Annotated in this window: 31 protein-coding genes; 26 read left to right on the top strand and 5 right to left on the bottom strand. The window is 69.6% G+C overall.

All coding sequences use genetic code 11. From position 1 onward, the window contains the following. Window positions 1-33 precede the first annotated feature (33 nt). From smc to C3481_RS02120, 4 genes are read left to right on the top strand one after another with little or no spacing between them, the layout of a single operon-like run. Window positions 34-3,540 carry a chromosome segregation protein SMC gene (gene smc / locus C3481_RS02135; RefSeq protein WP_103840599.1) on the top strand — a complete coding sequence of 1,169 codons (3,507 nt, stop codon included), beginning with the start codon at window positions 34-36 and terminating at the stop codon, window positions 3,538-3,540. A 4-nt stretch (window positions 3,541-3,544) separates the two neighbouring features. Next, a complete protein-coding gene (ftsY, locus tag C3481_RS02130; protein ID WP_103840597.1) occupies window positions 3,545-4,417 on the top strand; it encodes a signal recognition particle-docking protein FtsY in 873 nt (290 codons plus the stop codon). Between the two features lie 55 nt (window positions 4,418-4,472). Beyond that, window positions 4,473-4,973: a DUF2004 domain-containing protein gene (locus tag C3481_RS02125; RefSeq protein ID WP_023950989.1), complete on the top strand. Its 501-nt coding sequence runs from the start codon at window positions 4,473-4,475 to the stop codon at window positions 4,971-4,973. A 1-nt stretch (window position 4,974) separates the two neighbouring features. Next, window positions 4,975-5,418, top strand: coding sequence for an MSMEG_6728 family protein (locus C3481_RS02120; RefSeq protein WP_103840595.1), 444 nt, complete (start codon window positions 4,975-4,977; stop codon window positions 5,416-5,418). A 27-nt stretch (window positions 5,419-5,445) separates the two neighbouring features. Here the strand turns inward: C3481_RS02120 and lipA are convergent, their stop codons facing one another. Together lipA and lipB are read right to left on the bottom strand one after the other, a co-directional pair. Next, window positions 5,446-6,468 (bottom strand): lipoyl synthase, encoded by a 1,023-nt coding sequence (lipA, locus tag C3481_RS02115; RefSeq protein ID WP_023950984.1) that lies wholly within the window; start codon window positions 6,466-6,468, stop codon window positions 5,446-5,448. Further along, window positions 6,465-7,103: a lipoyl(octanoyl) transferase LipB gene (gene lipB, locus C3481_RS02110; RefSeq protein ID WP_023950982.1), complete on the bottom strand. Its 639-nt coding sequence runs from the start codon at window positions 7,101-7,103 to the stop codon at window positions 6,465-6,467. The genes lipA and lipB overlap by 4 nt, the downstream gene beginning before the upstream one ends. A 58-nt stretch (window positions 7,104-7,161) precedes the next feature. Here lipB and C3481_RS02105 point away from each other — a divergent pair, with 58 nt between their 5' ends. Both C3481_RS02105 and ffh read left to right on the top strand, forming a co-directional pair. Next, on the top strand, window positions 7,162-7,728 hold the full coding sequence (locus C3481_RS02105; RefSeq protein ID WP_172407781.1) for a TetR/AcrR family transcriptional regulator: 567 nt from the start codon (window positions 7,162-7,164) through the stop codon (window positions 7,726-7,728). Window positions 7,729-7,761: 33 nt separating this feature from the next. Next, window positions 7,762-9,315, top strand: a complete 1,554-nt coding sequence (gene ffh / locus C3481_RS02100) for a signal recognition particle protein (protein ID WP_023950980.1) — start codon at window positions 7,762-7,764, stop codon at window positions 9,313-9,315. 16 nt (window positions 9,316-9,331) lie between these two features. Here the strand turns inward: ffh and C3481_RS02095 are convergent, their stop codons facing one another. After that, window positions 9,332-10,501 (bottom strand): glutamate--cysteine ligase, encoded by a 1,170-nt coding sequence (locus tag C3481_RS02095; protein ID WP_023950979.1) that lies wholly within the window; start codon window positions 10,499-10,501, stop codon window positions 9,332-9,334. Window positions 10,502-10,684: 183 nt separating this feature from the next. Between C3481_RS02095 and rpsP the strand changes: the two genes are divergently transcribed. The 4 genes from rpsP to trmD are packed head-to-tail and all read left to right on the top strand — an operon-like array spanning window position 10,685 to window position 12,670. Further along, the gene (gene rpsP / locus C3481_RS02090) at window positions 10,685-11,110 is read left to right on the top strand and encodes a 30S ribosomal protein S16 (RefSeq protein ID WP_023950978.1); all 426 of its coding nucleotides are present in this window, start codon (window positions 10,685-10,687) and stop codon (window positions 11,108-11,110) included. A gap of 4 nt (window positions 11,111-11,114) precedes the next feature. Beyond that, window positions 11,115-11,345 (top strand): RNA-binding protein, encoded by a 231-nt coding sequence (locus C3481_RS02085; RefSeq protein WP_023950977.1) that lies wholly within the window; start codon window positions 11,115-11,117, stop codon window positions 11,343-11,345. 1 nt (window position 11,346) lies between these two features. Continuing rightward, complete coding sequence (gene rimM, locus C3481_RS02080) at window positions 11,347-11,964, top strand: ribosome maturation factor RimM (RefSeq protein ID WP_023950976.1); 618 nt, start codon at window positions 11,347-11,349, stop codon at window positions 11,962-11,964. 1 nt (window position 11,965) lies between these two features. Continuing rightward, complete coding sequence (trmD, locus tag C3481_RS02075) at window positions 11,966-12,670, top strand: tRNA (guanosine(37)-N1)-methyltransferase TrmD (protein ID WP_103840593.1); 705 nt, start codon at window positions 11,966-11,968, stop codon at window positions 12,668-12,670. A 28-nt stretch (window positions 12,671-12,698) separates the two neighbouring features. On the opposite strand, the gene map is transcribed toward trmD, so the two are convergent. Beyond that, window positions 12,699-13,481 (bottom strand): type I methionyl aminopeptidase, encoded by a 783-nt coding sequence (map, locus tag C3481_RS02070; protein WP_023950973.1) that lies wholly within the window; start codon window positions 13,479-13,481, stop codon window positions 12,699-12,701. Window positions 13,482-13,533: 52 nt separating this feature from the next. Between map and C3481_RS02065 the strand changes: the two genes are divergently transcribed. From C3481_RS02065 to C3481_RS02020, 10 genes are all read left to right on the top strand, one after another. Further along, entirely contained in the window at window positions 13,534-14,028 is a 495-nt protein-coding gene (locus tag C3481_RS02065; protein WP_064956776.1) for a hypothetical protein, read from the top strand. Between the two features lie 155 nt (window positions 14,029-14,183). After that, window positions 14,184-14,531 (top strand): 50S ribosomal protein L19, encoded by a 348-nt coding sequence (gene rplS, locus C3481_RS02060; RefSeq protein WP_023950969.1) that lies wholly within the window; start codon window positions 14,184-14,186, stop codon window positions 14,529-14,531. 141 nt (window positions 14,532-14,672) lie between these two features. Next, the gene (gene lepB, locus C3481_RS02055; RefSeq protein ID WP_023950967.1) at window positions 14,673-15,416 is read left to right on the top strand and encodes a signal peptidase I; all 744 of its coding nucleotides are present in this window, start codon (window positions 14,673-14,675) and stop codon (window positions 15,414-15,416) included. Beyond that, window positions 15,413-16,072: a ribonuclease HII gene (locus C3481_RS02050; protein ID WP_071918171.1), complete on the top strand. Its 660-nt coding sequence runs from the start codon at window positions 15,413-15,415 to the stop codon at window positions 16,070-16,072. Before lepB ends, C3481_RS02050 begins: the two co-directional genes overlap by 4 nt. A 63-nt stretch (window positions 16,073-16,135) precedes the next feature. Then, a complete protein-coding gene (locus C3481_RS02045; RefSeq protein ID WP_023950963.1) occupies window positions 16,136-16,459 on the top strand; it encodes a DUF2469 family protein in 324 nt (107 codons plus the stop codon). Between the two features lie 90 nt (window positions 16,460-16,549). Beyond that, window positions 16,550-16,912: a YraN family protein gene (locus C3481_RS02040; RefSeq protein WP_023950961.1), complete on the top strand. Its 363-nt coding sequence runs from the start codon at window positions 16,550-16,552 to the stop codon at window positions 16,910-16,912. Further along, the gene (locus C3481_RS02035; RefSeq protein ID WP_103840588.1) at window positions 16,909-18,453 is read left to right on the top strand and encodes a YifB family Mg chelatase-like AAA ATPase; all 1,545 of its coding nucleotides are present in this window, start codon (window positions 16,909-16,911) and stop codon (window positions 18,451-18,453) included. Before C3481_RS02040 ends, C3481_RS02035 begins: the two co-directional genes overlap by 4 nt. Continuing rightward, window positions 18,450-19,649, top strand: a complete 1,200-nt coding sequence (gene dprA, locus C3481_RS02030) for a DNA-processing protein DprA (protein WP_064956635.1) — start codon at window positions 18,450-18,452, stop codon at window positions 19,647-19,649. Before C3481_RS02035 ends, dprA begins: the two co-directional genes overlap by 4 nt. A gap of 58 nt (window positions 19,650-19,707) precedes the next feature. After that, a complete protein-coding gene (locus C3481_RS02025; RefSeq protein ID WP_064956634.1) occupies window positions 19,708-20,619 on the top strand; it encodes a tyrosine recombinase XerC in 912 nt (303 codons plus the stop codon). A gap of 80 nt (window positions 20,620-20,699) precedes the next feature. After that, window positions 20,700-21,272 (top strand): DUF3060 domain-containing protein, encoded by a 573-nt coding sequence (locus tag C3481_RS02020; RefSeq protein ID WP_064956633.1) that lies wholly within the window; start codon window positions 20,700-20,702, stop codon window positions 21,270-21,272. Window positions 21,273-21,275: 3 nt separating this feature from the next. On the opposite strand, the gene C3481_RS02015 is transcribed toward C3481_RS02020, so the two are convergent. Continuing rightward, the gene (locus tag C3481_RS02015; RefSeq protein WP_083990666.1) at window positions 21,276-21,794 is read right to left on the bottom strand and encodes a murein hydrolase activator EnvC; all 519 of its coding nucleotides are present in this window, start codon (window positions 21,792-21,794) and stop codon (window positions 21,276-21,278) included. 277 nt (window positions 21,795-22,071) lie between these two features. On the opposite strand from C3481_RS02015, the gene rpsB reads away from it, so the two are divergent. From rpsB to C3481_RS01985, 6 genes are all read left to right on the top strand, one after another. Next, window positions 22,072-22,953, top strand: a complete 882-nt coding sequence (gene rpsB / locus C3481_RS02010) for a 30S ribosomal protein S2 (protein WP_023950949.1) — start codon at window positions 22,072-22,074, stop codon at window positions 22,951-22,953. A gap of 105 nt (window positions 22,954-23,058) precedes the next feature. Then, on the top strand, window positions 23,059-23,886 hold the full coding sequence (gene tsf / locus C3481_RS02005) for a translation elongation factor Ts (RefSeq protein WP_023950948.1): 828 nt from the start codon (window positions 23,059-23,061) through the stop codon (window positions 23,884-23,886). Between the two features lie 87 nt (window positions 23,887-23,973). Then, window positions 23,974-24,693: a UMP kinase gene (pyrH, locus tag C3481_RS02000; protein WP_023950947.1), complete on the top strand. Its 720-nt coding sequence runs from the start codon at window positions 23,974-23,976 to the stop codon at window positions 24,691-24,693. A 54-nt stretch (window positions 24,694-24,747) separates the two neighbouring features. After that, window positions 24,748-25,302, top strand: a complete 555-nt coding sequence (frr, locus tag C3481_RS01995) for a ribosome recycling factor (protein ID WP_064956632.1) — start codon at window positions 24,748-24,750, stop codon at window positions 25,300-25,302. A 5-nt stretch (window positions 25,303-25,307) separates the two neighbouring features. Continuing rightward, complete coding sequence (locus C3481_RS01990; RefSeq protein WP_064956631.1) at window positions 25,308-26,318, top strand: phosphatidate cytidylyltransferase; 1,011 nt, start codon at window positions 25,308-25,310, stop codon at window positions 26,316-26,318. Further along, window positions 26,315-26,884, top strand: a complete 570-nt coding sequence (locus C3481_RS01985) for a DivIVA domain-containing protein (protein ID WP_023950941.1) — start codon at window positions 26,315-26,317, stop codon at window positions 26,882-26,884. The genes C3481_RS01990 and C3481_RS01985 overlap by 4 nt, the downstream gene beginning before the upstream one ends. The last annotated feature ends 59 nt before the right edge of the window (window positions 26,885-26,943 follow it).

The following is a 26,943-nucleotide window of genomic DNA, read 5'->3' as shown; positions in this document are numbered from 1 at the left end:
GTGGACGTTGACCGAGCGCCGGGAGGGTTCGACATGCACCTGAAGAGCGTCACGCTCAAGGGCTTCAAGTCGTTCGCCCAACCGACCACGTTCGTGCTCGAACCGGGGGTCACCTGCATCGTCGGACCGAACGGCTCCGGCAAGTCGAACGTCGTCGACGCCCTCGCCTGGGTCATGGGAGAACAGGGAGCCAAGACCCTGCGCGGCGGCAAGATGGAGGACGTCATCTTCGCGGGCACCGCGACGCGCGGTCCGCTCGGTCGTGCCGAGGTGCAGCTGACGATCGACAACCACGACGGCGTGCTTCCGATCGAGTACGCCGAGGTCACGATCAGCCGAACGCTGTTCCGGAACGGGTCGAGCGAGTACGCGATCAACGGCGAGACGTGCCGGTTGCTCGACGTGCAGGAGCTGCTGAGCGACTCCGGTCTGGGCCGCGAGATGCACGTCATCGTCGGGCAGGGCCGTCTCGACACCGTGCTCCAGGCGAGCGCGGAGGACCGCCGCGGCTTCATCGAAGAGGCGGCGGGCATCCTCAAGCACCGGCGCCGCAAGGAGAAGACGGTTCGCAAGCTCGAGGCGATGGAGACGAACCTCACCCGGCTGAGCGACCTCGCGGGCGAGCTGCGACGGCAGCTGAAGCCGCTCGGCAAGCAGGCCGAGATCGCCCGCGAAGCGGCGACGATCGCCGCCGTCGTCCGCGACGCGAAGGCGAGGCTGTTCGCCGATGACCTCGTCGCCCTGCGTGCCCAGCTCGCCGACCACGCCCGGGACGAGCATGAGCGGCACGCCGAGCGGCTGGTGCTGCAGGACCGGCTCGACGGTGTGAAACGACGCATCGACGAGCTCGAGGCCGAGCAGCGGTCCGAAGCCGTCGACCGTGCACGCGCCACCGCTTTCGCGCTCGAACAGGTCCAGGAACGGGTACGCGGGTTGCACACGCTCGCAGCGCAGCGCCGAGCGCTCCTCGAAGACGACGGCCAGCTCTCGATAGAGGTCGCCACGGTCGGGCAGTCGGCCATCGACGAGGCTCGGCAGGAGGTCGACGACATCGCGTCGGGCGTCGGTGATGCGCAGGATGCGGCTGCTGCGGCATCCCGCGACGTCATCCGGGCACGCGCCGAACTCGATGCGCTCGACGCCGACATCGCCGCCCAAAGCGCTCTCGTCTCCGAGCACGACATGCGCCTGACCAAGCTTCGCGGCCGGGCCGAGGCCGCAGCATCCCGGCTGGAGGCCCTTCGAGCGACGGTGGAACGGCAGCAGCGGGGCCTCGATGCCGCTCGCGCGCGCCGCGCCGAGGCGGAGGCAGCCCTCGAGCAGGTCCAGGCGGATGCGGCTCCCGAGATCAGCTCCGCCGAGCACACTGCCGCCTACGAGCGGGCTCAGCGCGATGCCACGGACGCCGAGACCGAGCTGGCGGGGATCCGCGAGAGGCTGCACGCGGCCGAGCGCGAGGTCGAGTCGCTCACGGCGCAGACCGCGGCACTCGGGCGCGCGCTCGAGGTCCGCAATGCCGCTGCCGATCTCCTCTCGCGCGGTGACGAGGGGCTGCGATCCCTCGTCGCCGACGCCCTGAAGGTCGAGCCGGGCTACGAGGCCCCGGTGGCCGCCGCTCTGGGGGCTCTCGCTGAAGGCGTGCTCGCGGTCGATGTGGCGGCAGCGCTGCGGGCGGCGGCAACCGCCTTCGCGGATGACCTCGGCGTGGTCGACATCGTCCTGGCGGACGCCGCGCGGGGAGAGGCTGTCGCCGCTCCACCGGGTGCTGTTCGCGCCACCGACATCGTCAGCGGTCCCGACGGTGTCGTCGGGCAACTCGACAATGTGCTCGTCGCGGATGACCTCGACGCCGCTGTGCGCATCCGTGACGGCTGGGTCGCGAACGAGCGCGAGCGTGCCGTGGTCGTGACGAAGCAGGGTGAGCTCGTCTCGTGGCGCACCGTCCGGGCCGGCTCCGGCGAAGGGCGATCGCGTCTCGAACTCGCGGCCGAGCGCGATGCGGCGGCCGAGCGGCTCAGCGAGATGAGGGTGGTCGCCGACGCGCTGCGCGAGTCGCTGGCCGAAGCGCAGGCGGCGTGGTCCGAGGCGCGCGCCCGCACGAGGACGGCGCTCGAGACCCTCCGGGCGCACGATGCGGCGCTCGCGGCCGACGCGGAGAAGTTCAACCGGGCTACCGTGCGGTACGAGGCGGCCGTCGCGGAGTGCGATCGGCTCGAAGCGGGTATCGCCCCCGCTGTGTCCGCCGTGACCGAGGCCGAATCGGCGGCTCGCGAGGCTGAGGAAGCGCTCGCGGCAGCGGCTGCGGCACCGAGGCCGATCCTCGACGCATCGGCGCGCGAGGGGCTCCTCGAAGCCCTCGAACAGGCACGCGAACGCGAGATGCGCGCCCGGCTCGACGTCGAGACCCTGCGGGAGCGCGTGCGAGCCGGAGAGGCACGTGTGGTCCAGCTCGAACGCCAGCGCGAGCGCGAGCGGGCAGCCGCCGCCGAAGCCGCCCGGCGCGCCGTCATCCGGAGGCGGCAGCGTGCGATCGCGGACGCCGTCGCCGCACAGCTGCCCCCGCTGCTCGAGTCGATCGACCGGTCGGTCGCGGCCGCCCGCGTGGAGCTGGGTCGCGCCGAGCAGGCGCGGAGCGAGATCACGAGCGAGCTCGCAGAGCTGCGCCGTCAGGATCAATCGGCGCGCAGCCGGCTCGCAGCCCTCACCGAGTCGGTCCACGGACTCGAGATGCAGATGCACGAGAAGAAGCTGCACGTGACGAGCCTGCTCGAGCGTGTCGCCTCGGAACTCGGGTTCGACGAGGACATTCTTGTTTCGGAATATGGGCCGGACCAGCCCGTCCTCGATGATTCGGGCGAGCCGGTGCCTTTCGATCGGAACGCGCAGCGGCGTCGCCTCGCCGAAGCGGAGCGAAAGCTCGCGCAGCTCGGGCGGGTCAATCCTCTGGCGCTCGAGGAGTACGCCGCGCTCGAGCAGCGCCACGCATTCCTCACCGAACAGCTTGCGGATCTGACGCAGACACGGGCCGATCTGCTGACCATCATTGGGGAGCTGGACGAACGGATGCAGTCGATCTTCCTGGCCGCGTTCGAAGACACCAAGATCGCGTTCGGCGAGGTCTTCCCGATCCTGTTCCCGGGCGGCACGGGCAGCATCTCGCTCACCGACCCCGACAATCCGCTGACGACCGGCATCGAGGTCGCGGTGCGACCCGTGGGCAAGAAGATCGAGAGGTTGTCGCTGCTGTCCGGCGGCGAGCGGTCCCTCGCCGCCGTCGCGCTCCTGACGGCGATCTTCAAGGCTCGCCCGAGCCCGTTCTACATCCTCGACGAGGTCGAGGCGGCGCTCGACGACGCGAACCTCGGTCGCCTGCTCGGCGTGTTCGAACAGCTCCGCGAGTCGAGCCAGCTCATCGTGATCACGCACCAGAAGCGCACGATGGAGATCGCCGACGCCCTCTACGGCGTCTCGATGCGGCAGGACGGCGTGTCGGCGGTCGTCGGTCAGCGCGTACGCGAGCGCGCAGGCGCCGTAGGCTGAGGGCATGGCCGACAATCCCTGGTCGCTCTCGCGCGCGCTGCGCGGGCTCTTCGTCAAGCCGACCATCGACGAGAACACGTGGGACGACCTCGAGACGGCGCTGCTGACCGCCGACTTCGGGCCCGACATCACCGAGCGTCTCGTCGACGACCTGCGGGACAAGGTCGAGCGGTACCGCACCACCGACCCCCGTGATCTCCAGCGCATGCTGAAGGAGACGCTCGAGGAGCGGTTCGCGGCCTTCGACTCGACCCTGCGCCTGACCGAGCGTCCCGCCGTCGTCCTCGTCGTCGGTGTGAACGGCGTGGGGAAGACCACGACGATCGGGAAGTTCGCGAAGTTCCTGCAGCGATACGGCCGGTCGGTCGTCGTCGGTGCCGCCGATACGTTCCGTGCCGCGGCCGTCGACCAGCTCGCGACGTGGGCCGAACGCGGCGGTGCACAGATCGTCCGGCCGCAGCAGGAGGGCCAGGACCCGGCTTCCGTCGCGTTCCAGACGATCGATTACGCCAAGCGGACGGGCACGGAGATCGTGCTCGTCGACACCGCGGGCCGCCTGCACACCAAGGGCGGCCTGATGGACGAGCTCACCAAGATCCGGCGCGTCATCGAGAAGCAGGCGCCCATCAGCGAAGTGCTGCTGGTGCTGGATGCGACGACGGGCCAGAACGGCGTGATGCAAGCCGAGGCGTTCCTCGAACACGCCGGCGTGACGGGTCTCGTCCTGACCAAGCTCGACGGGTCCGCGCGTGGCGGTTTCGTGCTCGCGGTCCAGGAGCGCACCGGCATCCCGGTCAAGCTGCTCGGTCAGGGTGAGGGCATCAACGACCTCACCGGTTTCACCCCGCACGTGTTCGCATCCGCTCTCGTCGACTGAGCGCCGCGCCGCATCTCCACTTCCCCCGCACCCTCACGGCTGGTTTCATAAACACATGGCGATCGAGCACGACTACTTCGGACTCCTCGAGTCGGGTCCGGACGGATCGATCTTCTGGTCGGATCACGTCGAGATCGGCGACCAGACGGTCACCGTCGATCTCACGGCCCCGGATCAGGACGACGTGTCCGCCGCCGCGCTCGACGTCGCTGCCGCGATGATCTCGGCGATCGAGTCGATCGACCTCTCCGCCCGAAACGCGATGGTGTCGGAGCTCAACGACCGCACGAGCGAGGTGACCGAGTTCATCCTCCAGCAGCAGGAGGAGCTCGGAGAGGACATCGAGTCGTACCTGGTGGATATCTCCGGCGACGTCCATATGGACGTCATCCGGTCGCTGCAGCTGATCAGCATGACGATCCTGGCCGACGAGCACGGGGGATCGGACCCGTTCGCGGTGCTGGAGTACGCGCTCGACCCCGACTCGACCGAAGAGGTGCTCCTGGTCAACCTCACGAGCGACGGCAGCATCCAGTCGGTCACCAGCGCCGACTGACGTGCAGACCTTCCTGCCGTACCCGTCGTTCGCCGAGTCGGCGGCTGCGCTCGACACGGCTCGACTGGGCAAGCAGCGCGTCGAGACGCTGCAGCTGCTGCGGGCCAACACCGTCCCGGGATACGGATGGCGCAACCACCCGGCCGCCAAGATGTGGCGCGGCTATCTGCCGGCCCTCACGGCGTACGGCCTCGCGATGACGGACGCGTGGATCGCCGCCGGTCGCCCGGACACGGTCCGGCCGCAACTGCTGCAGTTCGCTCCCGATGTCGACGGGATGCCCGAGAGCGAGCTCGAGATGCCGCCGTGGCTGGGCGATGAGGCGTTCCACCTGTCTCACCGCTCCAACCTCGTGCGCAAGGATGCCGCGTTCTACCGCCCGCGTTTCGGCGATGTCCCCGACGACCTCCCGTACATCTGGCCGCCGGACCCGACCGCGGCCTGAGTCGCACGCGGACGGGTCGGCGACTCGTCAGACGGCCTGCGCGAACCCGGACTGCGCGGAGTCGGCGAGGTGCGCGAGGTGCGGGGGGATCTCCCGGCCCTTGGCGGTCATCGATTGCGCCCACAGCCGCCCGGCCCGGTAGGAGGACCGCACGAGTGGTCCGGCGAGAACCCCGAGGAAGCCGATGCGCTCCGCCTCTTCGCGGAAGCCGACGAACTCCTCTGGCTTGACCCACCGGTCGACCGGCAGATGACGAGGCGTCGGCCGCAGATACTGCGTGATCGTGATGATGTCGGTGCCGGCGTCGTGGAGGTCCTGGAGCGCCTGCACGACCTCCTCGGGGGTCTCGCCCATTCCGAGGATGAGGTTCGACTTGGTGATGAGTCCGGCGTCACGGGCGCGCGTGATCACGCCGAGCGAGCGCTCGTAACGGAACGCGGGTCGGATCCGCTTGAAGATGCGGGGGACCGTCTCCACGTTGTGCGCGAAGACCTCCGGTCGCGACGCGAAGACCTCGTCGAGCTGCGCCGGGTCGCCGTTGAAGTCGGTCGCGAGGATCTCGACGCCCGTGCCCGGGTTCTCCGCGTGGATCCGTCGCACCGTCTCCGCGTGCAGCCAGGCTCCGCCATCGGCGAGGTCGTCGCGCGCCACCCCGGTGACCGTGGCGTAGCGCAGCTGCATCCGGCTGACGCTTTCGGCGACGCGCCGCGGCTCGTCGGTGTCGTACTCGGCCGGTTTACCCGTGTCGATCTGACAGAAGTCGCACCGTCGTGTGCACTGCGAGCCGCCGATGAGGAAGGTCGCCTCTCGGTCTTCCCAGCATTCGTAGATGTTGGGACATCCCGCCTCCTGGCAGACGGTGTGCAGGCCTTCCTCGCGCACGAGGTCGTGGAGCGCGCGATACTCCTCGCCCATCCGGGCCTTCGTCTTGATCCACTCCGGCTTGCGCTCGATCGGCGTCTGCGCGTTGCGGACCTCCAGGCGAAGGAGTTTGCGTCCCTCCGGCCCGCCCGCGGCGGGAGCGGCGGGCACGGCGCAGCCGCCGCTCATGCCGCGACCGCCGTCTCGAACTCGGCGCGGAAGCGACTCGTGACGGTGTCCACCACGTCGGCGGGCGAGACCCTCCGGGCCAGGACCGTGGAGAGTGAGGCGACGCCGGCATCGGTGATGCCGCACGGGATGATCTGCTCGAACGGCGCGAGATCGTTGTCGCAGTTGAGCGCGAAGCCGTGCATCGTCACGCCGCGCTGAACCCGGACGCCGATCGCCGCGATCTTGGCGTCGCGGCCGTCCTGGCTCACCCACACGCCGCTTCGGCCCGCCACCTGCCGGGCTGAGACGCCCAGGTCCGCGACGGCTGAGATGAGGACCCGCTCGAGCCTCCGCACGTGCGAGACGACGTCGACGGGCTCGGGCAGGCGCAGGATCGGGTACCCCACCAGCTGTCCCGGGCCGTGCCAGGTGATCTTTCCGCCGCGATCGACATCGACGACGGCGGTCCCGTCGGTCGGTCGCTCCGCGGGCTCGGTACGCGCGCCCGCGGTGAACACCGCTTCGTGCTCGAGGAGGAGCAGCGTGTCCGGGCTGCCGGCGACCACGGCGTCGTGGACGCGGCGCTGCAGCTCCCAGCCTTCTGCATAGGGGACGACGGCGGGGGCGAGCCCCACGACGCGGACATCGAGCACGGATCCTCCTCCAGATACTGGACTGCGTCCAACAATACGACACGCCTAGGCTGTGATGGTGACGTCATCCACCCGCGCGGGCCGGCCTCGCGTGTCGTCCCGCGAAACCCTTGCGGAGGCCGCCTGCGAGCTGTTCCTCGAGCGCGGCTACGAGGCGACGACGGTCGCCGACATCACCCGGCGTGCCGGTGTCAGCCGGTCGAGCTTCTTCAACTACTTCTCATCGAAGTCGGCGGTCCTGTGGTCGGGGCTCGACGAGCGCATCGGGGCGCTCGAGCTCGCTCTGCGGGGCGCCGGCGGTGCCGACGAGGTCGCGTCTGCGATCGGCGACCTCGCCCGAGGCTTCGCCCCCGACGCCCTGGCGCTGGCGATCGTCAACGACGTCGCGATGGGACTGTCGGACGAGCTCGCGCGGGATGCCGCGTTGCGGGCCGCCCGCGTCGCGCGTGCCGTCGCCGCGGCCCTTCACCGCTCGGGGATGGCGGCACTCGAAGCCGACATCCTCGGCGCGGCCTGGGGCGGTGCGGTGCTCGGCGCCGTCCGCTCGTGGGCCCGCGGGGGAGCGGGGCGCGCCGACCTGGCTCAGGAGATGGGGCGAGCTATCGCCATCGTCCGGGGGCGCTGACCGGGTCGCCCTCTCGCATAGAATCGAGGGATCATGGCAACTTTCGGCACGCTCTCCGACCGTCTTACCGAGACCTTCCGGAATCTCCGCACCAAGGGAAAGCTCTCGGCGGCTGACGTCGACCAGACCGTCCGTGAGATCCGCCGTGCGCTTCTCGACGCCGACGTCGCTCTGGCGGTGGTCAAGGAGTTCACCGCCAAGGTGCGCGAGCGCGCGCTCGGCGACGAGGTCAATCGCGCGCTGAACCCGGCGCAGCAGGTCGTCCAGATCGTCAACGAGGAGCTCGTGGGCATCCTCGGCGGCGAGCAGCGCCGCCTGCAGTTCGCGAAGAACCCGCCGACCGTGATCATGCTCGCGGGTCTCCAGGGCTCGGGAAAGACAACGTTCGCCGGCAAGCTCGCCAAGCAGCTCGAGAAGGACGGTCACACGCCGCTCCTCGTCGCGTGCGACCTCCAGCGTCCGAACGCCGTGAACCAGCTCCAGGTCGTGGCCGAGCGTGCCGGTGCCGCCATCTACGCTCCCGAACCCGGCAACGGCGTCGGCGACCCCGTGCGCGTCGCACGCGACGGTGTCGAGCATGCACGCCGCCAGCAGCACGACGTCGTCATCATCGACACGGCGGGACGCCTGGGCGTCGACGCGGAGCTGATGAAGCAGGCCGCCTCGATCCGCAAGGCCACCGATCCCGACGAGGTACTCTTCGTCATCGACGCGATGATCGGTCAGGACGCGGTCAACACCGCCAAGGCGTTCCAGGAGGGTGTCGACTTCACCGGCGTCGTCCTCTCCAAGCTCGACGGCGACGCCCGAGGCGGTGCCGCTCTGTCGGTCGCCTCTGTGACTCAGCGCCCGATCATCTTCGCTTCCACGGGCGAGGGCCTCGACGACCTCGAGCCCTTCCACCCCGATCGCATGGCCAGCCGCATCCTCGACCTGGGTGACATCCTCACCCTGATCGAGCAGGCGCAGCAGGCGTTCGACGAGCAGGAGGCCCTCGCGGTCGCCGAGAAGCTCGCGAAGGAGCAGTTCACGCTCGAAGACTTCCTCGACCAGCTTCAGCAGATGAAGAAGATGGGGTCGATGAAGAAGATGCTCGGCATGCTGCCGGGCATGGGGCAGATGAAGCAGCAGCTCGAGCAGTTCGACGAGCGCGAGATCGACCGCACCGAGGCGATCATCCGGTCGATGACCCCCGCGGAGCGCCGCAACCCGAAGGTCCTCAACGGCTCGCGTCGCCTGCGCATCGCGCGCGGATCGGGGATGACGGTGACCGACGTCAATCAGCTGGTCCAGCGGTTCGAGCAGGCGGCCAAGATGATGAAGACGGTCGCGCGCGGGGGCGTTCCCAACATCCCGGGGATGGGGCCGATGGGCGGCAAGCCCGGCGCCTCGAGCAAGCGTGGCAAGCAGGCCAAGAACAAGGGCGGTTCCCGTTCGGGCAACCCCGCGAAGCGCGCCGCCGAGAACGCGGGCCTGGCGACCGCGGCCGCGCCGACCGGCTCGGGCTTCGGTCTGGGGGCAGCCGGGCAGGCTCAGCCGAGCGAGGCCGACCTCGCCGAGATCCAGAAGCTCTTCGGCAAGGGCTGAGTCGAGCGGGCCCGGCTCAGCGGCCGACGTCCGGCTTCGCCAAATGCTGGCGCAGCGTGGGGCCGTCGCGGAACTCGCGGATCAGGTGCTGGACGACCTCGCGAAGGTCGCCGTCGGCGGCATCCGCGACGCGCGTCTGACGGAGGTAGCTGGCCCCCTGATCGAGAATCGTGTTCAATCCACGGAACTCGCGCGCGCAGTGCAGCTCTTCGGCGATCGGCTCGAGTTCGGCCATCGTGTCGCGGAGGTGGTCGGCGACGTGGCGCTGAGTGCCGTCGGCATCGACGATCAGACGCGCGTCCAGCCCGTACCGAGCTGCCCGCCACTTGTTCTCGCGGACGAACCACGGCGGGATCGTCGGGAGCTCGCGGCCCTCATCGAGCTGCCGTGAGAGATGCTCGGTGAGGACCTGGACGAGGGATGCCACGGCCGCCAGCTCGGGGAGGGTCGACATCCCGTCGCAGGCGCGGATCTCGATCGTTCCCCACTTGGGAGCGGGGCGGATGTCCCAGCGCACCTCCGAGGCGTCCTCCATGACGCCCGTGCGGACCATGCCGTCGAGGTAGCTCTCGAAGTCGCTCCACTGTGTGAAGCTCCACGGCAGGCCGGCGGTCGGCAGCTGCTGGAAGACGAGGGCCCGGTTGGACGCGTATCCGGTGCGGTCGCCGGCCCAGAACGGGCTCGACGCCGACAGGGCCTGCAGGTGGGGGAGGTAGAGCGACAGTGCGTTGATGAGGGGGAACACCTTGTTGACGTCCTCGACGCCGACGTGGATGTGGATGCCCCAGATCATCATGTTCCGGCCCCACCACTGGGTCCGCTCGATGAGCTTGTGGTAGCGGGTCTTGTCGGTGATCTGCTGCTCGTACCATCGGGCGAAGGGGTGACTTCCGGCGCAGAGCATCTCGAGGCCGCGCGGTGCGGCGAATTCGCGCACCCGCTGGATGGCGTCATCGATGTCGTCGACAGCCGCGGCGACCGTGTCGCCGACCCCGCTGGTCACCTCGATGGTGTTCGTCAGCAGCTCGCCGGTGATCGTGTAGCGCTCGAGTGCGGAGGAATCCTCCACCTCGGCGAGCACTTCGGGCGCCCGGGGCGCGAGATCCCCGGTGTCGCGGTCGGCGAGCATCAACTCCCACTCGATGCCCACGGAGGAGCGGGCAGACGTGGCGAAGGGGACCGTCATGCGCTCAGTCTGACACGCGGTGCGGTGCGGTTCGCGACGACCGTCATCATCTGGCAAAATAGACGGTTGGACCGCTCGCTCGACCCTCTATCCGGCGGGAAGGTCCACCCTCAGAGCTCCCGCCGGGTGTGCACCCCACGCTCCAGGCGACGTTCACTTCACATCACACCACTCAGGAGAATTGTGGCTGTCAAGATCCGTCTCAAGCGCCTCGGTAAGATCCGCGCGCCCTACTACCGCATCGTCGTCGCCGACTCGCGCACCAAGCGCGACGGCCGCGTGATCGAGGAGATCGGTCAGTACCACCCGACCGAGGAGCCCTCGATCATCAAGGTCGACTCCGACCGCGCCCAGTACTGGCTGTCGGTCGGCGCTCAGCCGACCGAGCAGGTCACCGCGCTGCTGAAGCTCACGGGCGACTGGGGCAAGTTCAAGGGCGACAAGAACGCCGTCTCGACCGTCCGCACGGCCGAGGCCAAGGGCGAGTTCGTCGCAGACGCGTCGAAGAAGTCGGTCATCAAGCCGCAGGCCGCCAAGAAGGCCGAGGAGCCCGCCGCTGAGGCTCCCGCCGACGAGGCTCCCGCCGCCGACGCGACCGACGCGGAGTAATCCGTTGCTGTCCGCCGCGCTCGAGCACGTCGTCAAGGGGATCGTCGATCATCCTGATGACGTCGTCATCCGTTCCTCCTCGTCGCCCCGCGGCGAGGTCCTCGAGGTGCGCGTGCACCCCGACGACCGGGGACGGGTGATCGGGCGCGGCGGACGCACCGCCAAGGCGCTGCGGGCGCTGATCTCCGCGCTTGCCGACGGCACGCGCGTTCGCGTCGACGTCGCGGACGACTGACATGGCCGCCGACCCCGCTCGCACACAGCTGCGCGTCGGGCGCCTCGTCAAGGCGCACGGCCTCAAGGGCGCACTCAAGCTCGAGCTCTACACCGATGATCCCGACGGCCGCTTCGTGCCGGGCGCGACGTTCACGTTGCAGGTCCCCGAGGCGTCTCCCTGGCACGGCAAGTCCGTGACCGTCCGCGAGTTCCGGTGGATGAACTCGCACCCCGTTCTCTTCCTCGAGGACGTCAACGACCGCGATGCTGCCGAGAGCCTCGTCAAGGCCATCCTCTGGGTCGACCAGGACGGCGACGCCACGGTCGAGGATGACGCCTGGTTCGATCACCAGCTCGTCGGCCTCGACGTCGTGCGCGACGGCGAGCGGGTCGGACGCATCGCACGCGTCGATCATCTCCCCGCGCAGGACCTCCTCATCGTCCAGCGCGACGGCGACGACACCGAGATCCTCGTGCCGTTCGTCAAGGCGATCGTGCCCGAAGTGGATGTCGCTGCGGGCCGGGTCATCGTGACCCCGCCGGCGGGGCTGTTCGAAGACCTTCCGGCCGAGGAAGCTGACGACGCCTCCGGCGCGGCATCCGACCGGGACGGCGACGACGCCCCCTCCGAGGACTGACGTGCGCGTAGACGTCGTCACGATCTTCCCCGCATTCTTCGACGTCCTCGAGGTCTCCCTTCTCGGCAAGGCGCGCGGCGCCGGCCTCCTCGACGTCCGCGTGCACGACCTGCGGGACTACACCGCCGATCGGCACCGCACCGTCGACGACACCCCGTATGGCGGCGGTGCGGGGATGGTGATGAAGCCCGAGCCGTGGGGGCTTGCACTGGATGCGATCGTGGCGGACGCGGGCGATCGCCCGACGTTCATCTTCCCTTCGCCTGCCGGCGAGCGATTCTCGCAGAGCACCGCGCGCGAGCTGAGCGGAGCGTCGCACCTGGTCTTCGGCTGCGGCCGCTACGAGGGAATCGACGAACGCGTCTTCACCTACGCGGCGACGCTCGGCGATGTCCGGCTCATGAGTCTCGGGGACTACGTCCTCAACGGGGGAGAGGTCGCCTCGATGGCGATGATCGAGGCGATCGGGAGACTGATCCCCGGCGTCGTCGGCAATCCCGAGAGCCTCGTGGAGGAGTCTCACGAGGACGGGCTGCTGGAGTACCCCTCGTACACGAAGCCCGCATCGTGGCGCGGTCACGATGTGCCGGACGTCCTGCTCAGCGGGCATCACGGGCGCGTCGCGGAGTGGCGGCACGCCCAGCGGGTCGAGCGGACGCGCGAGCGCCGTCCCGACCTGCTTCCCGCGGACGACTCCGAAGCCTGAGCCGGAAGCCGGTCGGGGCGAGGGAGCGTCAGTCGACGCCGAGGAACGACCGGTCGGTGAGGACGACCGGACCGTCCGCGGTGATGGCGACGGTGTGCTCGGAGTGCGCACCCCGCGATCCGTCGGCGCTGCGGAGCGTCCAGCCGTCGGCATCCGTGACCAGCTTGTCGGTGCTCTGCAGGAACCACGGCTCGAGCGCGACGACGAGACCCGCACGCAGCGGGTAGCCGCGGCCCGGCTTGCCGTCGTTGGGCACGTGAGGGTCGCCGTGCATCTCGCGTCCGACGCCGTGGCCGCCGAAGTCCGTGTTGATCGACAGGCCGTCGGCGCGCGCGACCGTCGCGACCGCGTGGGAGATGTCGCCGATCTTGTTGCCGACCACGGCGGCGCCGATCGCCGCGTCGAGAGCGCGCTCAGTCGTGTCGATCAGTGCGAGGTCCTCGTCGCGCGGGGTTCCCACGACGAACGACACCGCGGAGTCGGCGACCCAGCCGTCGACGGAGACGGCGAAGTCGAGTGTGACGAGATCGCCGTCGCGGAGGGCATAGTCGTGGGGCAGGCCGTGCAGCACGGCGTCGTTGATCGACGTGCAGATGACCTTGCCGAACGGGCTGGCGCCGAACGACGGGTGGTAGTCGATGTAGCAGGACTCGGCGCCGGCGCGGCGGATCAGGTCGTGCGCGCGCCGGTCGATCGCCAGGAGGTTCGTGCCGACCTTCGTCTCGTCGCGGAGGGTCGCCAGCGTCTCGGCGACGAAACGTCCCGCGGGGCGCATCGCTTCGATCTCGGCAGGGGTGCGCAGCTCGATCATCGTGATCCTCTCTTCAGCTTCTATCCTGCCGGACCGGCGTAGCATCGGGAGCATGTGGCTGCGACGCGCGCTCTTCCATTGGCTCCTTCCGGCGGCTCTGGTGCTGCCGCTGTGGCTCGTGGTGGGCTGGGCCATCTCGGGCGCGAGCGGCTGGGTGTTCCTCTGGGTCCTCTTCATCGCGGTGCCGGCCGTTCTCGTCGGTCAGCTCGTGACGACGTTGCTGGTGCGGGCCCGGGGCACCGTTCGACACTCGCGGATGCTGTCGTGGTGGGACGTACTCGTGTTCACGCTGTGGCACGCACTCATCATCGCCATCGGGTTCTACCCCGAGGGTGCCTTCTGGCCGCTGCTTCTCGCCGCAGTCGCCGCCTTCCTCGGCGTCTTCTGGGTGTCGCTCTGGCAGCTCTTCCGCGAAGCGCGTCCCGTCTCGCTGTTCTCCGTCGCCACCGATCCCGCCTACCTGCGTGAGGCGATGCGGCCCACGACCGAACGTCGTGCCGACGAGAAGGTCGTGATCATCGAAGAGGTCCGACGCAGCGACAGCTGACGTTTTGGTCGGCCGGGCCCAGCATGGCAGAATGAACGCTTGTGCCCTGACAGATCTCTGCCTCAGGGGAGCGGCGCCCGGCGGGTGCCCGGGGCACCGCATCCTTATTCAACTCTCTCGTGGTCGACCTGAGGCGGTCGCAGGAAGAACAGATCATGCAGATCCTCGACTCCGTCGACGCAGCATCGCTGCGCAGCGACATCCCCGCATTCGCCCCCGGCGACACCGTCAAGGTGCACGTCAACATCACGGAGGGCAACCGCTCGCGTATCCAGGTCTTCCAGGGCGTCGTCATCGGCCGCTCCGGCGACGGTGTGCGCGAGACCTTCACCGTCCGGAAGATCAGCTTCCAGGTCGGCGTCGAGCGTACGTTCCCCGTCCACAGCCCCGTGATCGACCACATCGAGGTCGTCACGCGCGGTGACGTGCGTCGCGCCAAGTTGTACTACCTGCGCAACCTGCGTGGCAAGAAGGCCAAGATCAAGGAGAAGCGCGACCGCTGATCGCAGCGACGCATTCTCTGGATGCCCCGGGCTCAGGCTCGGGGCATCCGTCGTCTCCGCTGCGCGGTGACCGGTGATGGTCGCGGAATGTGCGACCCTGGGTAAGGCTCCCCGGCGGGAGAGTCGGATGAGAGGCGATGAATGACCACCGATGACCTTGCCGCGCAGGCGCCGAAGCCTGCGCGTTCACGATCACGTCGCCTCGGCCTGCTGCTTCGCGACATCCTCGTGATCGTCGCCATCGCACTCGCGGTGTCGTTCCTGGTCAAGACGTTCCTCGTCCGTTCGTTCTACATCCCATCCGGGTCGATGGAGCGGACGCTGCTGAAGGACGACCGGATCCTGGTGGACCAGCTCACGCCGCGATTCGGCGGGTATGCCCGCGGCGACGTCGTCGTCTTCCGCGACCCCGGTGGATGGCTCCCGGCCACGGTCGAGCCCGCCCGCCCGCCGCTCGTGGAGGGCATGGACTGGGTGCTCTCCGTCGTCGGGCTGTCGGCTCCCGACAGCAAGGATCACCTGATCAAGCGGATCATCGGGATGCCGGGCGATCATGTCGTCTGCTGCAATGCCGTCGGCCAGATCACGGTGAACGACGTTCCCATCGACGAGTCCTCGTACGTCTCGCTCGCGGACGGGCAATCGGCTCCGCAGGAGGTGCCGTTCGACGTGACGGTGCCCGAGAACTCGCTGTGGGTGCTCGGCGACAACCGCGATCATTCGCGGGACTCGCGCTACAACCGCGACCAGCCTTCGCAGGGGTTCGTCCCGCTCGACAACGTCGTGGGGCGCGCCTTCCTCATCACCTGGCCGCTCGACCGTTTCGGCCTCATCGACTTCCACCACGACGTCTTCGCGGGTGTGCCCGCGCCCGAAGGACGATGACCGTCGTCGCGCCCCGGCTGACCGTCGAACGGCGGCTGCTGCGCGAGCACGAGTTCGTCATCGCTCTCGACGAGGTCGGGCGCGGTGCGTTGGCGGGCCCGGTCTCGGTCGGTGCCGCCGTGCTCGACGCGCGCTGCGCGCGCCGCCGGATCCCCGAGGGGCTTCGCGACTCGAAACTCGTGACCGAGCTGCGCCGGCCCGAGCTGGCGCTGCGAGCAGCCGACTGGGTCATGGCGTCGGCGGTGGGGTCGGCCACGCCGGGAGAGATCGACGAGATGGGGATCGTGCGGGCGCTCGGACTCGCTGCAGTCCGAGCGATCCAGGGTCTCGGTGCTGTCGACCCCTTCGCCCCGGAGACCGTCGTCATCCTGGACGGCAACCACGACTACGTGAGCCCGATGGCCGGACCGGGCCTGACCGTGAAGACGATCATCAAGGCCGACCGTGACTGCGCCAGTGCGGCGGCGGCATCGGTCATCGCGAAGGTGGACCGCGACACCCATATGACCGACCTGCACGATGAGACGCCGATGTACGAGTGGGCGCGGAACAAGGGTTACGCCAGCGCGCTCCATCGCGCGGCGATCCGTGAGCACGGGTTATCGCGTCATCACCGGGCGTCGTGGGCGATCGCCGACGCGCCGACGCTCTTCTGACCTCGGTGCCCGGGGTCGCCCGGACGAGAACGTCGTGCTGCCGCCGCCTAGGATGGAAGCACCATGGATGACGAAGTCTTCGAAGACTATGACCGCGAGCTGGAGCTGGCGCTCTACAAGGAGTACCGCGACGTCGTTTCGCAGTTCCAGTATGTGATCGAGACCGAGCGTCGCTTCTACCTCGCGAACGACGTCAATGTCGTCCGGCGCGACACCGAGCACGACTTCTACTTCGAACTGACGATGAACGACGTGTGGGTGTGGGACATCTACCGGGCCGATCGTTTCGTGAAGTCCGTGCGGGTGCTGACCTTCAAGGACGTCAACGTCGAGGAGCTTCAGCGTCGCGACTTCGAGCTGCCCGACGAGCTCTCGCTCGACAGCTGACCTTCCTCCCCAGGACCGTCTCCGAGCCCGTTCTGCACGGTCGCGGAGCTATGGCGCCCAGGCTCTCCGTCGCCCCGCGAGAGTTCTCGTATGGCAGCGAAAGACGACCGGGGCCGCGCCGGTGAAGAGCGGGCTGCGCGGCACCTGACCCGCCTCGGCTACGAGATACTCGACCGCAACTGGCGCGATCGGCAGGGTGAGATCGACATCGTCGCGGTGTCGCGCGACGAGCTCGTCATCGTCGAGGTCAAGACCCGGCGGACCGCGGCGTACGGGCACCCGTTCGAGGCGGTCGATGATCGCAAGAAGGACCGGTTGTGGCGCCTCGCGTGCGCGTGGATCGCCGCGCATCCGGGGGAGGTGCGCGGGCGCCGGATACGCCTCGACGTCATCGGCATCACCGGCGACGACGTCGAGGCTGCGGTGCTCGAGCACGTCGAGGATCTGCGGTGAGCCTCGGCCGCACGTGGGCGGTCTCGCTCACGGGTCTGGTGGGCGACCTCGTCGAGGTCGAGGCCGACCTGTCGAATCAGACGCCCGCGTTCCGCATCGTCGGTCTCGCCGACCGGGCCCTCGCCGAGGCGCAGCAGCGCGTGCACAACGCCTGCCAGAACAGCGGGCTGCCGCTGTCGCGGCGTCGCGTGACGGTCAACCTCTCGCCGGCGAGCCTGCCGAAGCAGGGGGCGGGTTTCGACGTCGCCATCGCGGCGGCTGCGCTGGCGACAGAGCTGCCGATGGACCCGGCGTCGCTCGCCGACACCGTCCACATCGGCGAGCTGGGCCTCGACGGGCGCCTCCGCCCGGTTCCGGGCGTGCTGCCCGCTGTCATCGCCGCGGCACGGGCGGGACGACGGACGGTGATCGTTCCCGAGGCCTGCCGAGCCGAAGCCGCGCTCGTCGACGGGATTCGCGTCGTCGGATGCCGCACCCTTGCGGGCGTCGCGCGCTGGCACGGGCTCGAGATCGATGGCGACGACGAGGCGGTTCCCGAGGTGCCGGTACCGGCCGCGGACGCAGCGAGCGGGGATGGGTTGCCTGTCGACGATCTCTCGGACATCCGGGGGCAGGAGGAGGCGATCGACGCGCTCGTCGTGGCGGCAGCCGGCGGCCACCATCTGCTCATGAGCGGTCCGCCCGGTGCTGGGAAGACCATGCTCGCACGCCGCCTGCCCGGGCTCCTGCCCGCGCTCGATGACGAGACCGCCCTGCAGGTGGCATCGATACGCTCGCTGTCGGGCACGGTCGTCGACAGCCTGAGCAGAGTGCCTCCGTTCGAGGCGCCGCATCACAGCGTGAGCGTCGCGGCGCTCGTTGGCGGTGGCAGCAGGTCGCTGCGGCCGGGAGCGATCGCTCGGGCGAGTGGAGGCGTGCTGTTCCTCGACGAGGCTGGGGAGTACAGTGCCCACGCGCTGGACTCTCTCCGTCAGCCGCTCGAGGCAGGATCGATCGACATCCACCGGGCGGGGTTCCGGGCGACGCTTCCGGCGAGGTTCCAGCTGGTCCTCGCCACCAACCCCTGCCCGTGCGGACAGTACGGCGTCCGCGGCGGCACGTGCTCGTGCCCCTCGCTCGCGATCCGCCGCTATCTGGGTCGCCTCTCGGGTCCGTTGCTCGACCGCATCGACATCGAGCTCTCGCTCGCGCGGGTTTCCCTGGCCGACCTGACGGCGCGCGCTCCTGCGCACATGACCACGGCCGAAGCGCGGGAGCAGGTCGCGGCCGCGCGTGCGCGGGCTGCAGCGCGGCTGGCGGCGACGCCCTGGCGGACGAACGCCGCTGTCTCCGGAGCCTGGCTGCGCGATGGACCGCTTGCACCCGAGCCGCGCGTCCGCGCTCCCCTCGATGCGGCGCTCCAGCGCGGCGCGCTCACCCTGCGCGGCTACGACCGGGTGCTGCGGGTGGCGTGGTCGGTCGCCGACCTCGCCGGTCGCGAGCGCCTGACCGCGGGTGACGTCGGGCGCGCGCTGTTCCTCAAGAAGGGGCTGCAGCAGTGAGCGGCGACGACGCGCGCGTCGCGCTGGCGGGGCTCGTGCCTGCCGATGACCTCGAGGACCCCGAGAGCCGTGAGGAGCGCTGGGCCCGGGCCCGGTGGTCGGTGCTCGCGGAACCCGGTGACGGCGTCGCCGGACTCTCGATCCAACGGCTGGGAGCTGCCCGTGCGCTCGACTGCGCCCTGCGCGATGACGCGCCTCCGCCGGAACTCGACCTGAGCGTGGGGGACTGGCGCCGCGCGTGTGCCCGCTGGCGGCCGCGCCAGGATGACCATCACTATCCGATCGAGCGGGCCCGGCGGGTGGGCGTCAGGCTTGTCGTCCCGGAGGATGCGGCGTGGCCGGCGCACGTCGACGAGCTCGGCATCCATGCTCCTGTCGCCCTGTGGGCACGCGGGCACACGGACGAGCTCGCGACGGCGGCGAAGGCGACGACGAGCTCGACGGCTGTCGCGCTCGTGGGCGCCCGTGCTGCGACGCCATACGGGGTGCAGGTCGCGGGGGAGATCGCGGGAGACCTCGCCGTCGGCGGTGCGACGATCGTCTCGGGTGCCGCCATCGGCATCGACGCAGCGGCGCACCGGGCGTGCCTCGCGGTCGACGGCGTCACGATCGCCGTGCTGGCCGGCGGCGTCGACAAGGCGTACCCGTCGGGGCACGCCGGTCTGCTGACGGACGTGTCGCGCCGTGGAGTGGTCGTGAGCGAGGTGCCATGCGGCACGGCGCCGACGAAGTGGCGTTTCTTGCAGCGCAATCGGCTCATCGCCGCGCTCTCCGATGCCACCGTGGTGGTCGAGGCGGGGTGGCGGTCGGGTTCGTTGAACACCGCGGGCCACGCAGCGGCGCTCGGGCGGGCCCTCGGGGCAGTGCCGGGGCCGGTGACCTCGGCGGCTTCGGCAGGATGCCACCGGATCCTCCGCGAATACGACGGCCGGTGCATCACGAGCGCGGAAGACGTGCGGGAGATGCTCGGATGGTCGAATCAGGCCGGCCCTGCCGTGGCTGTCGAGGGCGACGGCCGTACAGACGATGCCACGAGGGTGCTCGACGCGTTGAGCACACGAACGCCCCGCAACGTCGCGGAGATCGCTCGGCGCTCCGGCGTGGCCGGCGAGGAGGTCACCGCCTGGTTGGGGTTCCTGGAGCTCGATGGTCGAGTCGTGTCCGACGAGCGTGGGTGGCGTCGAACGGCGAGCTGAAGGTCGGCGGCCCGCGAGCCTGGCCCGGCAGCACCGGCGTATCGGTCATGCTGGCTGCATGCTCATCTCGGAGGCGGCGGAGGCGTATGCGGAGCATCTGCTGCGCGTCCGCAGGCTGTCGGAGAACACCGTCCGGGCCTACCGCAACGATCTCGTCGATCTGGCTGCGGCGTCGGGGGACATCGAGCTCGAGGAGGTGGACATCGAGGTGCTGCGTGACTGGGTCTGGCGCGCGAGCGAACGGGGCGACGCGCGCTCGACACTGGCTCGCCGAACCGCGACCGCGCGCGGCTTCTTCGCGTGGGCGACCGAGCGCGGCGCGATCGCCAGCGATCCCGCGCTGCGCCTCGCGTCACCGAAGCGCGCGCGAACCCTGCCCAAGGTCGCGACCGCCCAGACGATGGCGGCGGTCCTGGACGATCTGAGGGTGCGGGCCGCCGACGGAGACCCGGTCCTCCTCCGCGACCACGCGATCCTCGAGCTGCTGTACGCGACGGGCATCCGCGTGTCCGAGCTGTGCGGGCTCGACCTGGACGACGTCGACAGCGCACGGCGCACGGCGCGCGTCACCGGCAAGGGCGAAAAAGACCGGGTCGTTCCGGTGGGCGGTCCGGCGTTCGACGCCGTGCAGGCGTACCTGGTGCGCGGGCGCCCGGTGCTCGCGGCGCGCGCCGCGGGCCGCACGGGGGCGGCACGCGCGGTGTTCCTCGGCTCACGGGGAGGCCGGCTGACTCCGCGCGGCGTGTACGCGACGGTCTCGGAGGAGCTCGGCCCCGCACTCGGGATGGATGCGGTCGGGCCGCACACCCTGCGACATTCCGCCGCGACGCATCTGCTGGATGGCGGCGCCGACCTGCGCGCCGTTCAGGAGATCCTCGGGCACGCAAGCCTCGGCACGACGCAGATCTACACGCACGTGTCGGGGGAGCGGCTCGCCTCCGCCTATCGCCAAGCTCATCCTCGGGCCTGATGGTGCGCCGTGCCGGAGCGTCGTAGCGTGGAGCCACCGGGCTCACCGTGAGGGACCGGGAACACCGTGAGGAGACGCGTATGAGAACGCCCGCCGTCGTCGTGGGGGCAATCGCACTCGTCGCGATGCTGGCATCGTGCACACCGGCATCCTCGGACCAGCCCGACCGTATCGTCCGCCCCACCGCGCCCCGGACGGCACCCGCCCCCTCTCCCGTGTCACCGACGACCTCGGACGTGTCGCCGGGCGCGACGGCTCCCGCTGCGCCCGAGGCAGGTGAAGTCTCGTGTCTCGACGGCGTGCTCGCGATCCGCGGAAACGACCTCGACGTCTCTTTCACCGGCGAATGCGATCTGGTCCGGATCGAAGGCACCGCGCTCGACGTCGACCTGGAACGAGCGCGTATCGGCCGTGTGGTCGCGAGCGGCGATCGCCTCGAGATCGACCTCGGCTCCGTCGACTCGCTCGAGGTCACGGGGCAGTCCGCTGACGTCGATGCCGTCGTCGTCGGCGCTCTCGCCGTCGCGGGCGACCGGAACACCGTCGAGGCCGATGAGGTCGGCGCCGTGTCGGTGTCGGGCAACGACAACCGGGTCGCAGCCGACCGTCTCGGGGCGGTCACGCAGAGCGGCGACCGCAACGCGATCGGCTGACGCTCAGCAGCACGGCAAGAGGACCGGCCGGGCCAGGCCGGCGACCATGATGAGCGGGTTGATGTACTCCCCGTGGCGGCGGATGCCGAAATGGATGCCGCGGTCGCCGACATGACCACCGGTGGCCGCGGTGCCCACCGGCTCTCCGCGGGCCACCGCGGTTCCCGGCGCGAGCGTCGTCTCGACCGGCTCGAGGCTGGTCACCAGGCCGTCATCGTGATCGATCGTCACGACGGGCCGGCCCGCCACCGGGCCGGCGAAAGCGATCGTCCCGCCGGCCGGGGCGAGGACCTCGGCGTCCGGGCCCGACAGGTCGACGCCGCGGTGACCGGGGGCGTATTCGTGCGCGGGGGCTTCGAATCCACGGACGACCGTGGGCTGTCGGAGTGGCATCGTCCACCCCGACGGTGGGGCGGGAACGGCATCCGCATGGGCACCCGGGTCGGACCCGGGATCGCCGAGGAGGAGCAGGCTCACCACGACGAGAGCTGCGGCGAGGCTTCGGACGACACGGCGGATCATGTGCCGAGTCTCGAGCCCGTGCCGAGCGCGGACGGTGCGGAGAGCCGACACGTGGAGAAGCCGACCGCCGCGCGCCTCGGGGAGGAGCGGCTCACTGCTACACTGATCACCGCACCTCGCTCGTCGAGGTGACTACGCGTGCCCTGAGCGATCGGTTCTCCGATCGTGGCGCATCTTCCCCAGGTCTCCCGCTCCGGCGGCGAGCGGAAGTGCGTCGGGCGCCAGGAGTGCCGGGCCGTCGGCCCGGCGAATCAACCGAAACAGAAGGAGAACGGCCATGGCCGTCGTCACCATTCGCCAGCTGCTCGACAGCGGCGTCCACTTCGGGCACCAGACCCGCCGCTGGAACCCGAAAGTCAAGCGCTTCATCCTGACCGAGCGCTCGGGCATCCACATCATCGACCTGCAGCAGTCGCTGTCGTACATCGACCGCGCCTACGAGTACGTCAAGGAGACGGTCGCCCACGGCGGCACGATCCTCTTCGTCGGCACCAAGAAGCAGGCGCAGGAAGTCATCGCCGAGCAGGCGACCCGCGTGGGGCAGCCCTACGTCAACCAGCGCTGGCTCGGTGGTCTGCTGACCAACTTCCAGACTGTCTCGAAGCGCCTCGCCCGCATGAAGGAGCTCGAGGAGCTCGACTTCGAGAACCCGGCTGCCAGCGGCTTCACCAAGAAGGAACTGCTGCTCAAGAAGCGCGAGCTCGACAAGCTGCACAAGTCGCTCGGCGGTATCCGCAACCTGCAGAAGACTCCGTCGGCCATCTGGGTCGTCGACGCCAAGCGCGAGCACCTCGCCATCGACGAGGCCAAGAAGCTCGGCATCCCCGTGATCGGCATCCTCGACACGAACGCCGACCCCGACGAGTTCCAGTACCCGATCCCCGGCAACGACGACGCGATCCGCTCGGTGAGCCTGCTCACGCGCATCATCGCCGACGCCGCGGCCGAGGGCCTCATCCAGCGTCACCAGCCGTCCGACGAGTCGGCCGAGGCCGAGCCCCTCGCCGATTGGGAGCGCGAGCTGCTCGAGAGCGCTCCGGCTGAGACCGCTGTGGTCGAGGGCGCTGCCGCCGAGGTCGCCGCGACCGAGACGCCCGCCGACGAGGCCGGCGCCGAGGCGCAGGGCGAGACCGTCGCCGCCGAGGCCACCGAGAAGTAATCAGCGCGTCTTCCTGACCCGCTACGATCGGCGCGGCCGCGGCTGAGCCCGGCCGCGCCGATCGGCATCCACGAGATCTCCCACAGACAGAAGGAGCCGCCACTCATGGCAAACTTCACCATCGCCGACATCAAGGCTCTTCGCGAGCAGCTCGGCACCGGAATGGTCGACACCAAGAAGGCCCTCGAAGAGGCCGACGGCGACGTCGAGAAGGCCGTCGAGATCCTCCGCCTCAAGGGCGCGAAGGGCAACGCGAAGCGTGCCGACCGCTCCACGAGCGAGGGCCTCGTCGTCGCGCGCGAGCAGGACGGCAAGGTCACCCTCGTCGAGCTCGCCTGCGAGACCGACTTCGTCGCGAAGAACGACCGCTTCATCGCGCTGGCCGACAAGGTCGCCGACGCTGCTGCCGCCGCATCCGCCGACTCGGTCGAGGCCGCCCTCGCCGCCGACGCTTCGGGTCAGACGATCGAGCAGCTCATCAACGATGAGGCCGCCATCATCGGCGAGAAGGTCGAGCTGCGCCGCGTGCGCACGCTGACCGGCGACGCGTTCGAGATCTACCTCCACAAGACGAGCAAGGACCTGCCCCCGCAGATCGGCGTCGTCGTGGCGTACTCCGGCTCGGACGCCGAGACGGCTCGCTCGATCGCGCAGCACATCTCGTTCGCGAACCCCAGCTACCTGTCGCGCGAGGACGTTCCCGAGGCCGACGTCGAGAAGGAGCGCGAGATCGTCACCGAGATCTCCCGCAACGAGGGCAAGCCCGAGGCTGCTCTGCCCAAGATCGTCGAGGGCCGCGTGGGCGCGTTCTTCAAGCAGGTCGCCCTGCTCGACCAGGACTACGCGAAGGACAACAAGCTGTCCGTCGCGCAGGTCGCGAAGGATGCCGGCATCACCATCACCGACTTCGCTCGGTTCAAGGTCGGCGCGTAATTGCCCGAAAGGCCCGCATCCTCGGATGCGGGCCTTTTCCATGCCCATCCGGGCGATACTCTGCAACACAGCGACGAGAGGGACACGATGAACGATGAGAAGACCGGGCGCCGTCGCGTCCTGCTGAAGCTTTCGGGCGAGGCGTTCGGGGGCGGCCAGCTGGGCGTCAACCCCGACGTCGTCGGTCAGATCGCCCGCGAGATCGCCGAGGCGGTCGACCGGGTCGAGGTCGCGATCGTCGTCGGCGGCGGGAACTTCTTCCGCGGAGCCGAACTGAGCCAGCGCGGCATGGACCGCGGCCGTGCCGACTACATGGGCATGCTCGGCACCGTCATGAACGCCCTCGCGCTGCAGGACTTCCTCGAGCAGGCGGGGGCTGCGACGCGTGTGCAGTCGGCCATCTCGATGACGCAGGTCGCCGAGCCCTACATCCCACGCCGCGCGGAGCGCCACATGGAGAAGGGGCGCGTCGTGATCTTCGGAGCCGGCGCGGGCCTGCCCTACTTCTCGACCGACACCGTCGCCGCCCAGCGCGCGCTCGAGATCAAGGCAGACGAGGTGCTCGTCGCCAAGAACGGCGTCGACGCGGTCTACACCGCCGACCCGAAGAAGGATCCGACGGCGCAGAAGATCGAGAGCATCACGTACGGCGAGGCGCTGCAGCGCGGGCTCAAGGTCGTGGATTCGACCGCCTTCAGCCTCTGCATGGACAACCGCATCGACATGCGCGTGTTCGGCATGGAGCCGGCCGGCAACGTCACCCGCGCCCTGCTGGGCGAGCGCATCGGCACGCTCGTCACCGTGTGAGCGGCATCCGCCCGCAGACTAGACTTGACCGGACGTACCGACGAATGGAGTGACGTGATCCCCGAGATCCTCGCTGACACGAAAGCCCGCATGGAACGCGCCGTCGAGGCGGCGAAGGAGGACTTCTCCACCGTGCGAACGGGGCGGGCCAACACGGCGCTGTTCCAGAAGATCCTCGTCGACTACTACGGGTCGCCGACTCCGCTCGCTCAGCTCGCCTCGCTGAACACGCCCGAGGCGCGGACGATCATCGTCACGCCCTACGACAAGTCGGCGCTGAAGGCGATCGAGCAGGCCATCCGCGACACCCCGAACCTGGGCGTGAACCCGACGAACGACGGCAACATCGTCCGCGTCACCATGCCCGAGCTCACCGAGGAGCGCCGCAAGGAGTACGTGAAGCTCGTCCGCTCGAAGGGCGAGGACCACAAGGTCCACCTCCGCGGCATCCGGCGCAAGTCGAAGGACGAACTCGACGGTCTCAAGAGCGAGGTCGGCGAGGACGAGCTCGTGCGCGCAGAGAAGGAGCTCGACGGGCTCACGCGCGCTCACGTCGATCTCATCGACGACGCGCTCAAGCGCAAAGAGGCCGAGCTCCTCGAGGTCTGAGACCGATGAGCGCACCCGGCGACGACGCCCCGTCTCGATCAGAGCGGGAGCGCTCCCGTTCGCGCGAGCACGGTGATTCGACGTTCCAGAATCAGGTGCGCGCCGCTCGGACGGAGTTCGAGCACCAGATCGGCAAGGCTCGCGCTGATTTCGAGCAGGCCAACGAGCGCATCAACGCGCGTACGGGGCGCAATCTGTTCGTGGCGATCCTGATCGGCATCGCGATCGGCGTCGTGGTCATCGGGTCGCTCATCTTCGTGAAGTGGGTCTTCGTCCTCTTCGCGATCCCTGTCGCTCTTCTCGGCGTGTTCGAACTGGTCCGGGCCCTGCAGGCCGCGGGCCGTCGGGTCGATGTCGTGCCGCAGCTCGTGGCCGGTGCCGCGGTCCTGGCGGCCGGCTTCCTCCTCGATGCCGGCACCCACTGGGTGGTCGTGTTCGCCGCCGTCGTGTCGGTCATCGTCTGGCGCCTCATGGCGCAGATGGTGAGCGTCGAGAGCCGCCGCTACGGGCAGGTGCTCAGCGACGTGCTCATCAGCGGCTTCGTGCAGCTCTACGTGCCTTTCCTCGGCAGTCTGCTGCTGATCCTCCTGCGTGAGGACGGCGGTGAGTTCTGGGTGCTCGCGATGATCGCGGTGGTGGTCGGTGCCGACACCGGCGCCTATGCGGCGGGCCTCGCGTTCGGCAAGCATCCGATGGCCCCGCGGATCAGCCCGAAGAAGACCTGGGAGGGCTTCGCGGGAGCGGGCGTCGTGGCCGTGCTCGTCGCGGTCGGCTTCGCCTGGCTGCTTCTGGGACTGCCCGCCTGGACGGGGGTGATCATCGGTCTGGTGATCCTCGGCTCCGCGACGGTGGGCGACCTGGCCGAATCGATGATCAAACGGGATCTCGGGATCAAAGACATGAGCTCGTGGCTGCCGGGCCACGGTGGAGTGCTCGACCGTCTCGATTCCATCCTGCCGTCCACCGTCGTCGCGCTCGTCCTGTTCCACGCTCTGTCCCCCCTGGTGATGTCATGACTTCGACCGAGAGTTCCCTGTCCGCGAGCCCGTTCCCCGAGGTGCACGGGCGCGCGAAGGGATACGACCGGGCGGCCGTCGACGCTTTCCTGCGTCGCGCTCGCGAGGCGTTCGAATCGTCGGACGAGGATGAACTCGACTCCGCCGCGATCCGCGCGACCGCATTTCCGCTCGTGCGCGGGGGATACGCCGTCGCGCCCGTCGATGCGGCGATCGGACGGATCGAGGATGCCTTTGCCGCACGGGAGCGGGAACGCGCCCTGTCGCGCGCCGGTGCCCGCGCGTGGGTCGGTCGCTCGCGGAATCTCGCTCAGGAGATCCTCGACCGGCTGTCTCGCCCCCAGCGCCGGCGGTTCGACCGCGTGAGCGTGCTGTCTTACGGCTACCGGATGGACGAGGTCGATCTCGTCGCGGACCGCATCGCGCGGTACCTCGAATCCGGCGAGCCCCTCACCGTGGAGCAGGTGCGCTCGGTGGCCTTCCGGATGCAGCGCGGTGGCTACCGCGAAGCGCAGGTGGACGCCGTGCTCGACGGGGTCGTGTCCGTCATCCTCGCCATCGGGTGAGTCTGATGGAGAGATGACCCCCGCCTCGCTAAACTCGAGGGCATTGTGACTTCTCGCTC

It is taken from the genome of Microbacterium sp. Ru50, assembly GCF_002920555.1.
In the GTDB taxonomy this organism is placed as follows: Bacteria; Actinomycetota; Actinomycetes; order Actinomycetales; family Microbacteriaceae; genus Microbacterium; species Microbacterium arborescens.
This window is presented reverse-complemented; position numbering and strand designations above follow the sequence as displayed.

Bases quoted from the DNA above. Each gene is read 5' to 3' on its own strand.
- C3481_RS02020 (WP_064956633.1), top strand. From the start codon at position 20,700: ATGAGAACGCCCGCCGTCGTCGTGGGGGCAATCGCACTCGTCGCGATG.
- C3481_RS02015 (WP_083990666.1), bottom strand. From the start codon at position 21,794: ATGATCCGCCGTGTCGTCCGAAGCCTCGCCGCAGCTCTCGTCGTGGTG.
- ffh (WP_023950980.1), top strand. From the start codon at position 7,762: ATGGCAACTTTCGGCACGCTCTCCGACCGTCTTACCGAGACCTTCCGG.
- C3481_RS01985 (WP_023950941.1), top strand. From the start codon at position 26,315: ATGACTTCGACCGAGAGTTCCCTGTCCGCGAGCCCGTTCCCCGAGGTG.
- lipA (WP_023950984.1), bottom strand. From the start codon at position 6,468: ATGAGCGGCGGCTGCGCCGTGCCCGCCGCTCCCGCCGCGGGCGGGCCG.
- rplS (WP_023950969.1), top strand. From the start codon at position 14,184: ATGCAGATCCTCGACTCCGTCGACGCAGCATCGCTGCGCAGCGACATC.
- C3481_RS02095 (WP_023950979.1), bottom strand. From the start codon at position 10,501: ATGACGGTCCCCTTCGCCACGTCTGCCCGCTCCTCCGTGGGCATCGAG.
- rimM (WP_023950976.1), top strand. From the start codon at position 11,347: ATGGCCGCCGACCCCGCTCGCACACAGCTGCGCGTCGGGCGCCTCGTC.
- C3481_RS02045 (WP_023950963.1), top strand. From the start codon at position 16,136: ATGGATGACGAAGTCTTCGAAGACTATGACCGCGAGCTGGAGCTGGCG.
- rpsB (WP_023950949.1), top strand. From the start codon at position 22,072: ATGGCCGTCGTCACCATTCGCCAGCTGCTCGACAGCGGCGTCCACTTC.
- smc (WP_103840599.1), top strand. From the start codon at position 34: ATGCACCTGAAGAGCGTCACGCTCAAGGGCTTCAAGTCGTTCGCCCAA.
- pyrH (WP_023950947.1), top strand. From the start codon at position 23,974: ATGAACGATGAGAAGACCGGGCGCCGTCGCGTCCTGCTGAAGCTTTCG.
- ftsY (WP_103840597.1), top strand. From the start codon at position 3,545: ATGGCCGACAATCCCTGGTCGCTCTCGCGCGCGCTGCGCGGGCTCTTC.
- C3481_RS02125 (WP_023950989.1), top strand. From the start codon at position 4,473: ATGGCGATCGAGCACGACTACTTCGGACTCCTCGAGTCGGGTCCGGAC.
- tsf (WP_023950948.1), top strand. From the start codon at position 23,059: ATGGCAAACTTCACCATCGCCGACATCAAGGCTCTTCGCGAGCAGCTC.
- lepB (WP_023950967.1), top strand. From the start codon at position 14,673: ATGACCACCGATGACCTTGCCGCGCAGGCGCCGAAGCCTGCGCGTTCA.
- C3481_RS02050 (WP_071918171.1), top strand. From the start codon at position 15,413: ATGACCGTCGTCGCGCCCCGGCTGACCGTCGAACGGCGGCTGCTGCGC.
- C3481_RS01990 (WP_064956631.1), top strand. From the start codon at position 25,308: ATGAGCGCACCCGGCGACGACGCCCCGTCTCGATCAGAGCGGGAGCGC.
- map (WP_023950973.1), bottom strand. From the start codon at position 13,481: ATGATCGAGCTGCGCACCCCTGCCGAGATCGAAGCGATGCGCCCCGCG.
- C3481_RS02040 (WP_023950961.1), top strand. From the start codon at position 16,550: ATGGCAGCGAAAGACGACCGGGGCCGCGCCGGTGAAGAGCGGGCTGCG.
- C3481_RS02065 (WP_064956776.1), top strand. From the start codon at position 13,534: ATGTGGCTGCGACGCGCGCTCTTCCATTGGCTCCTTCCGGCGGCTCTG.
- C3481_RS02025 (WP_064956634.1), top strand. From the start codon at position 19,708: ATGCTCATCTCGGAGGCGGCGGAGGCGTATGCGGAGCATCTGCTGCGC.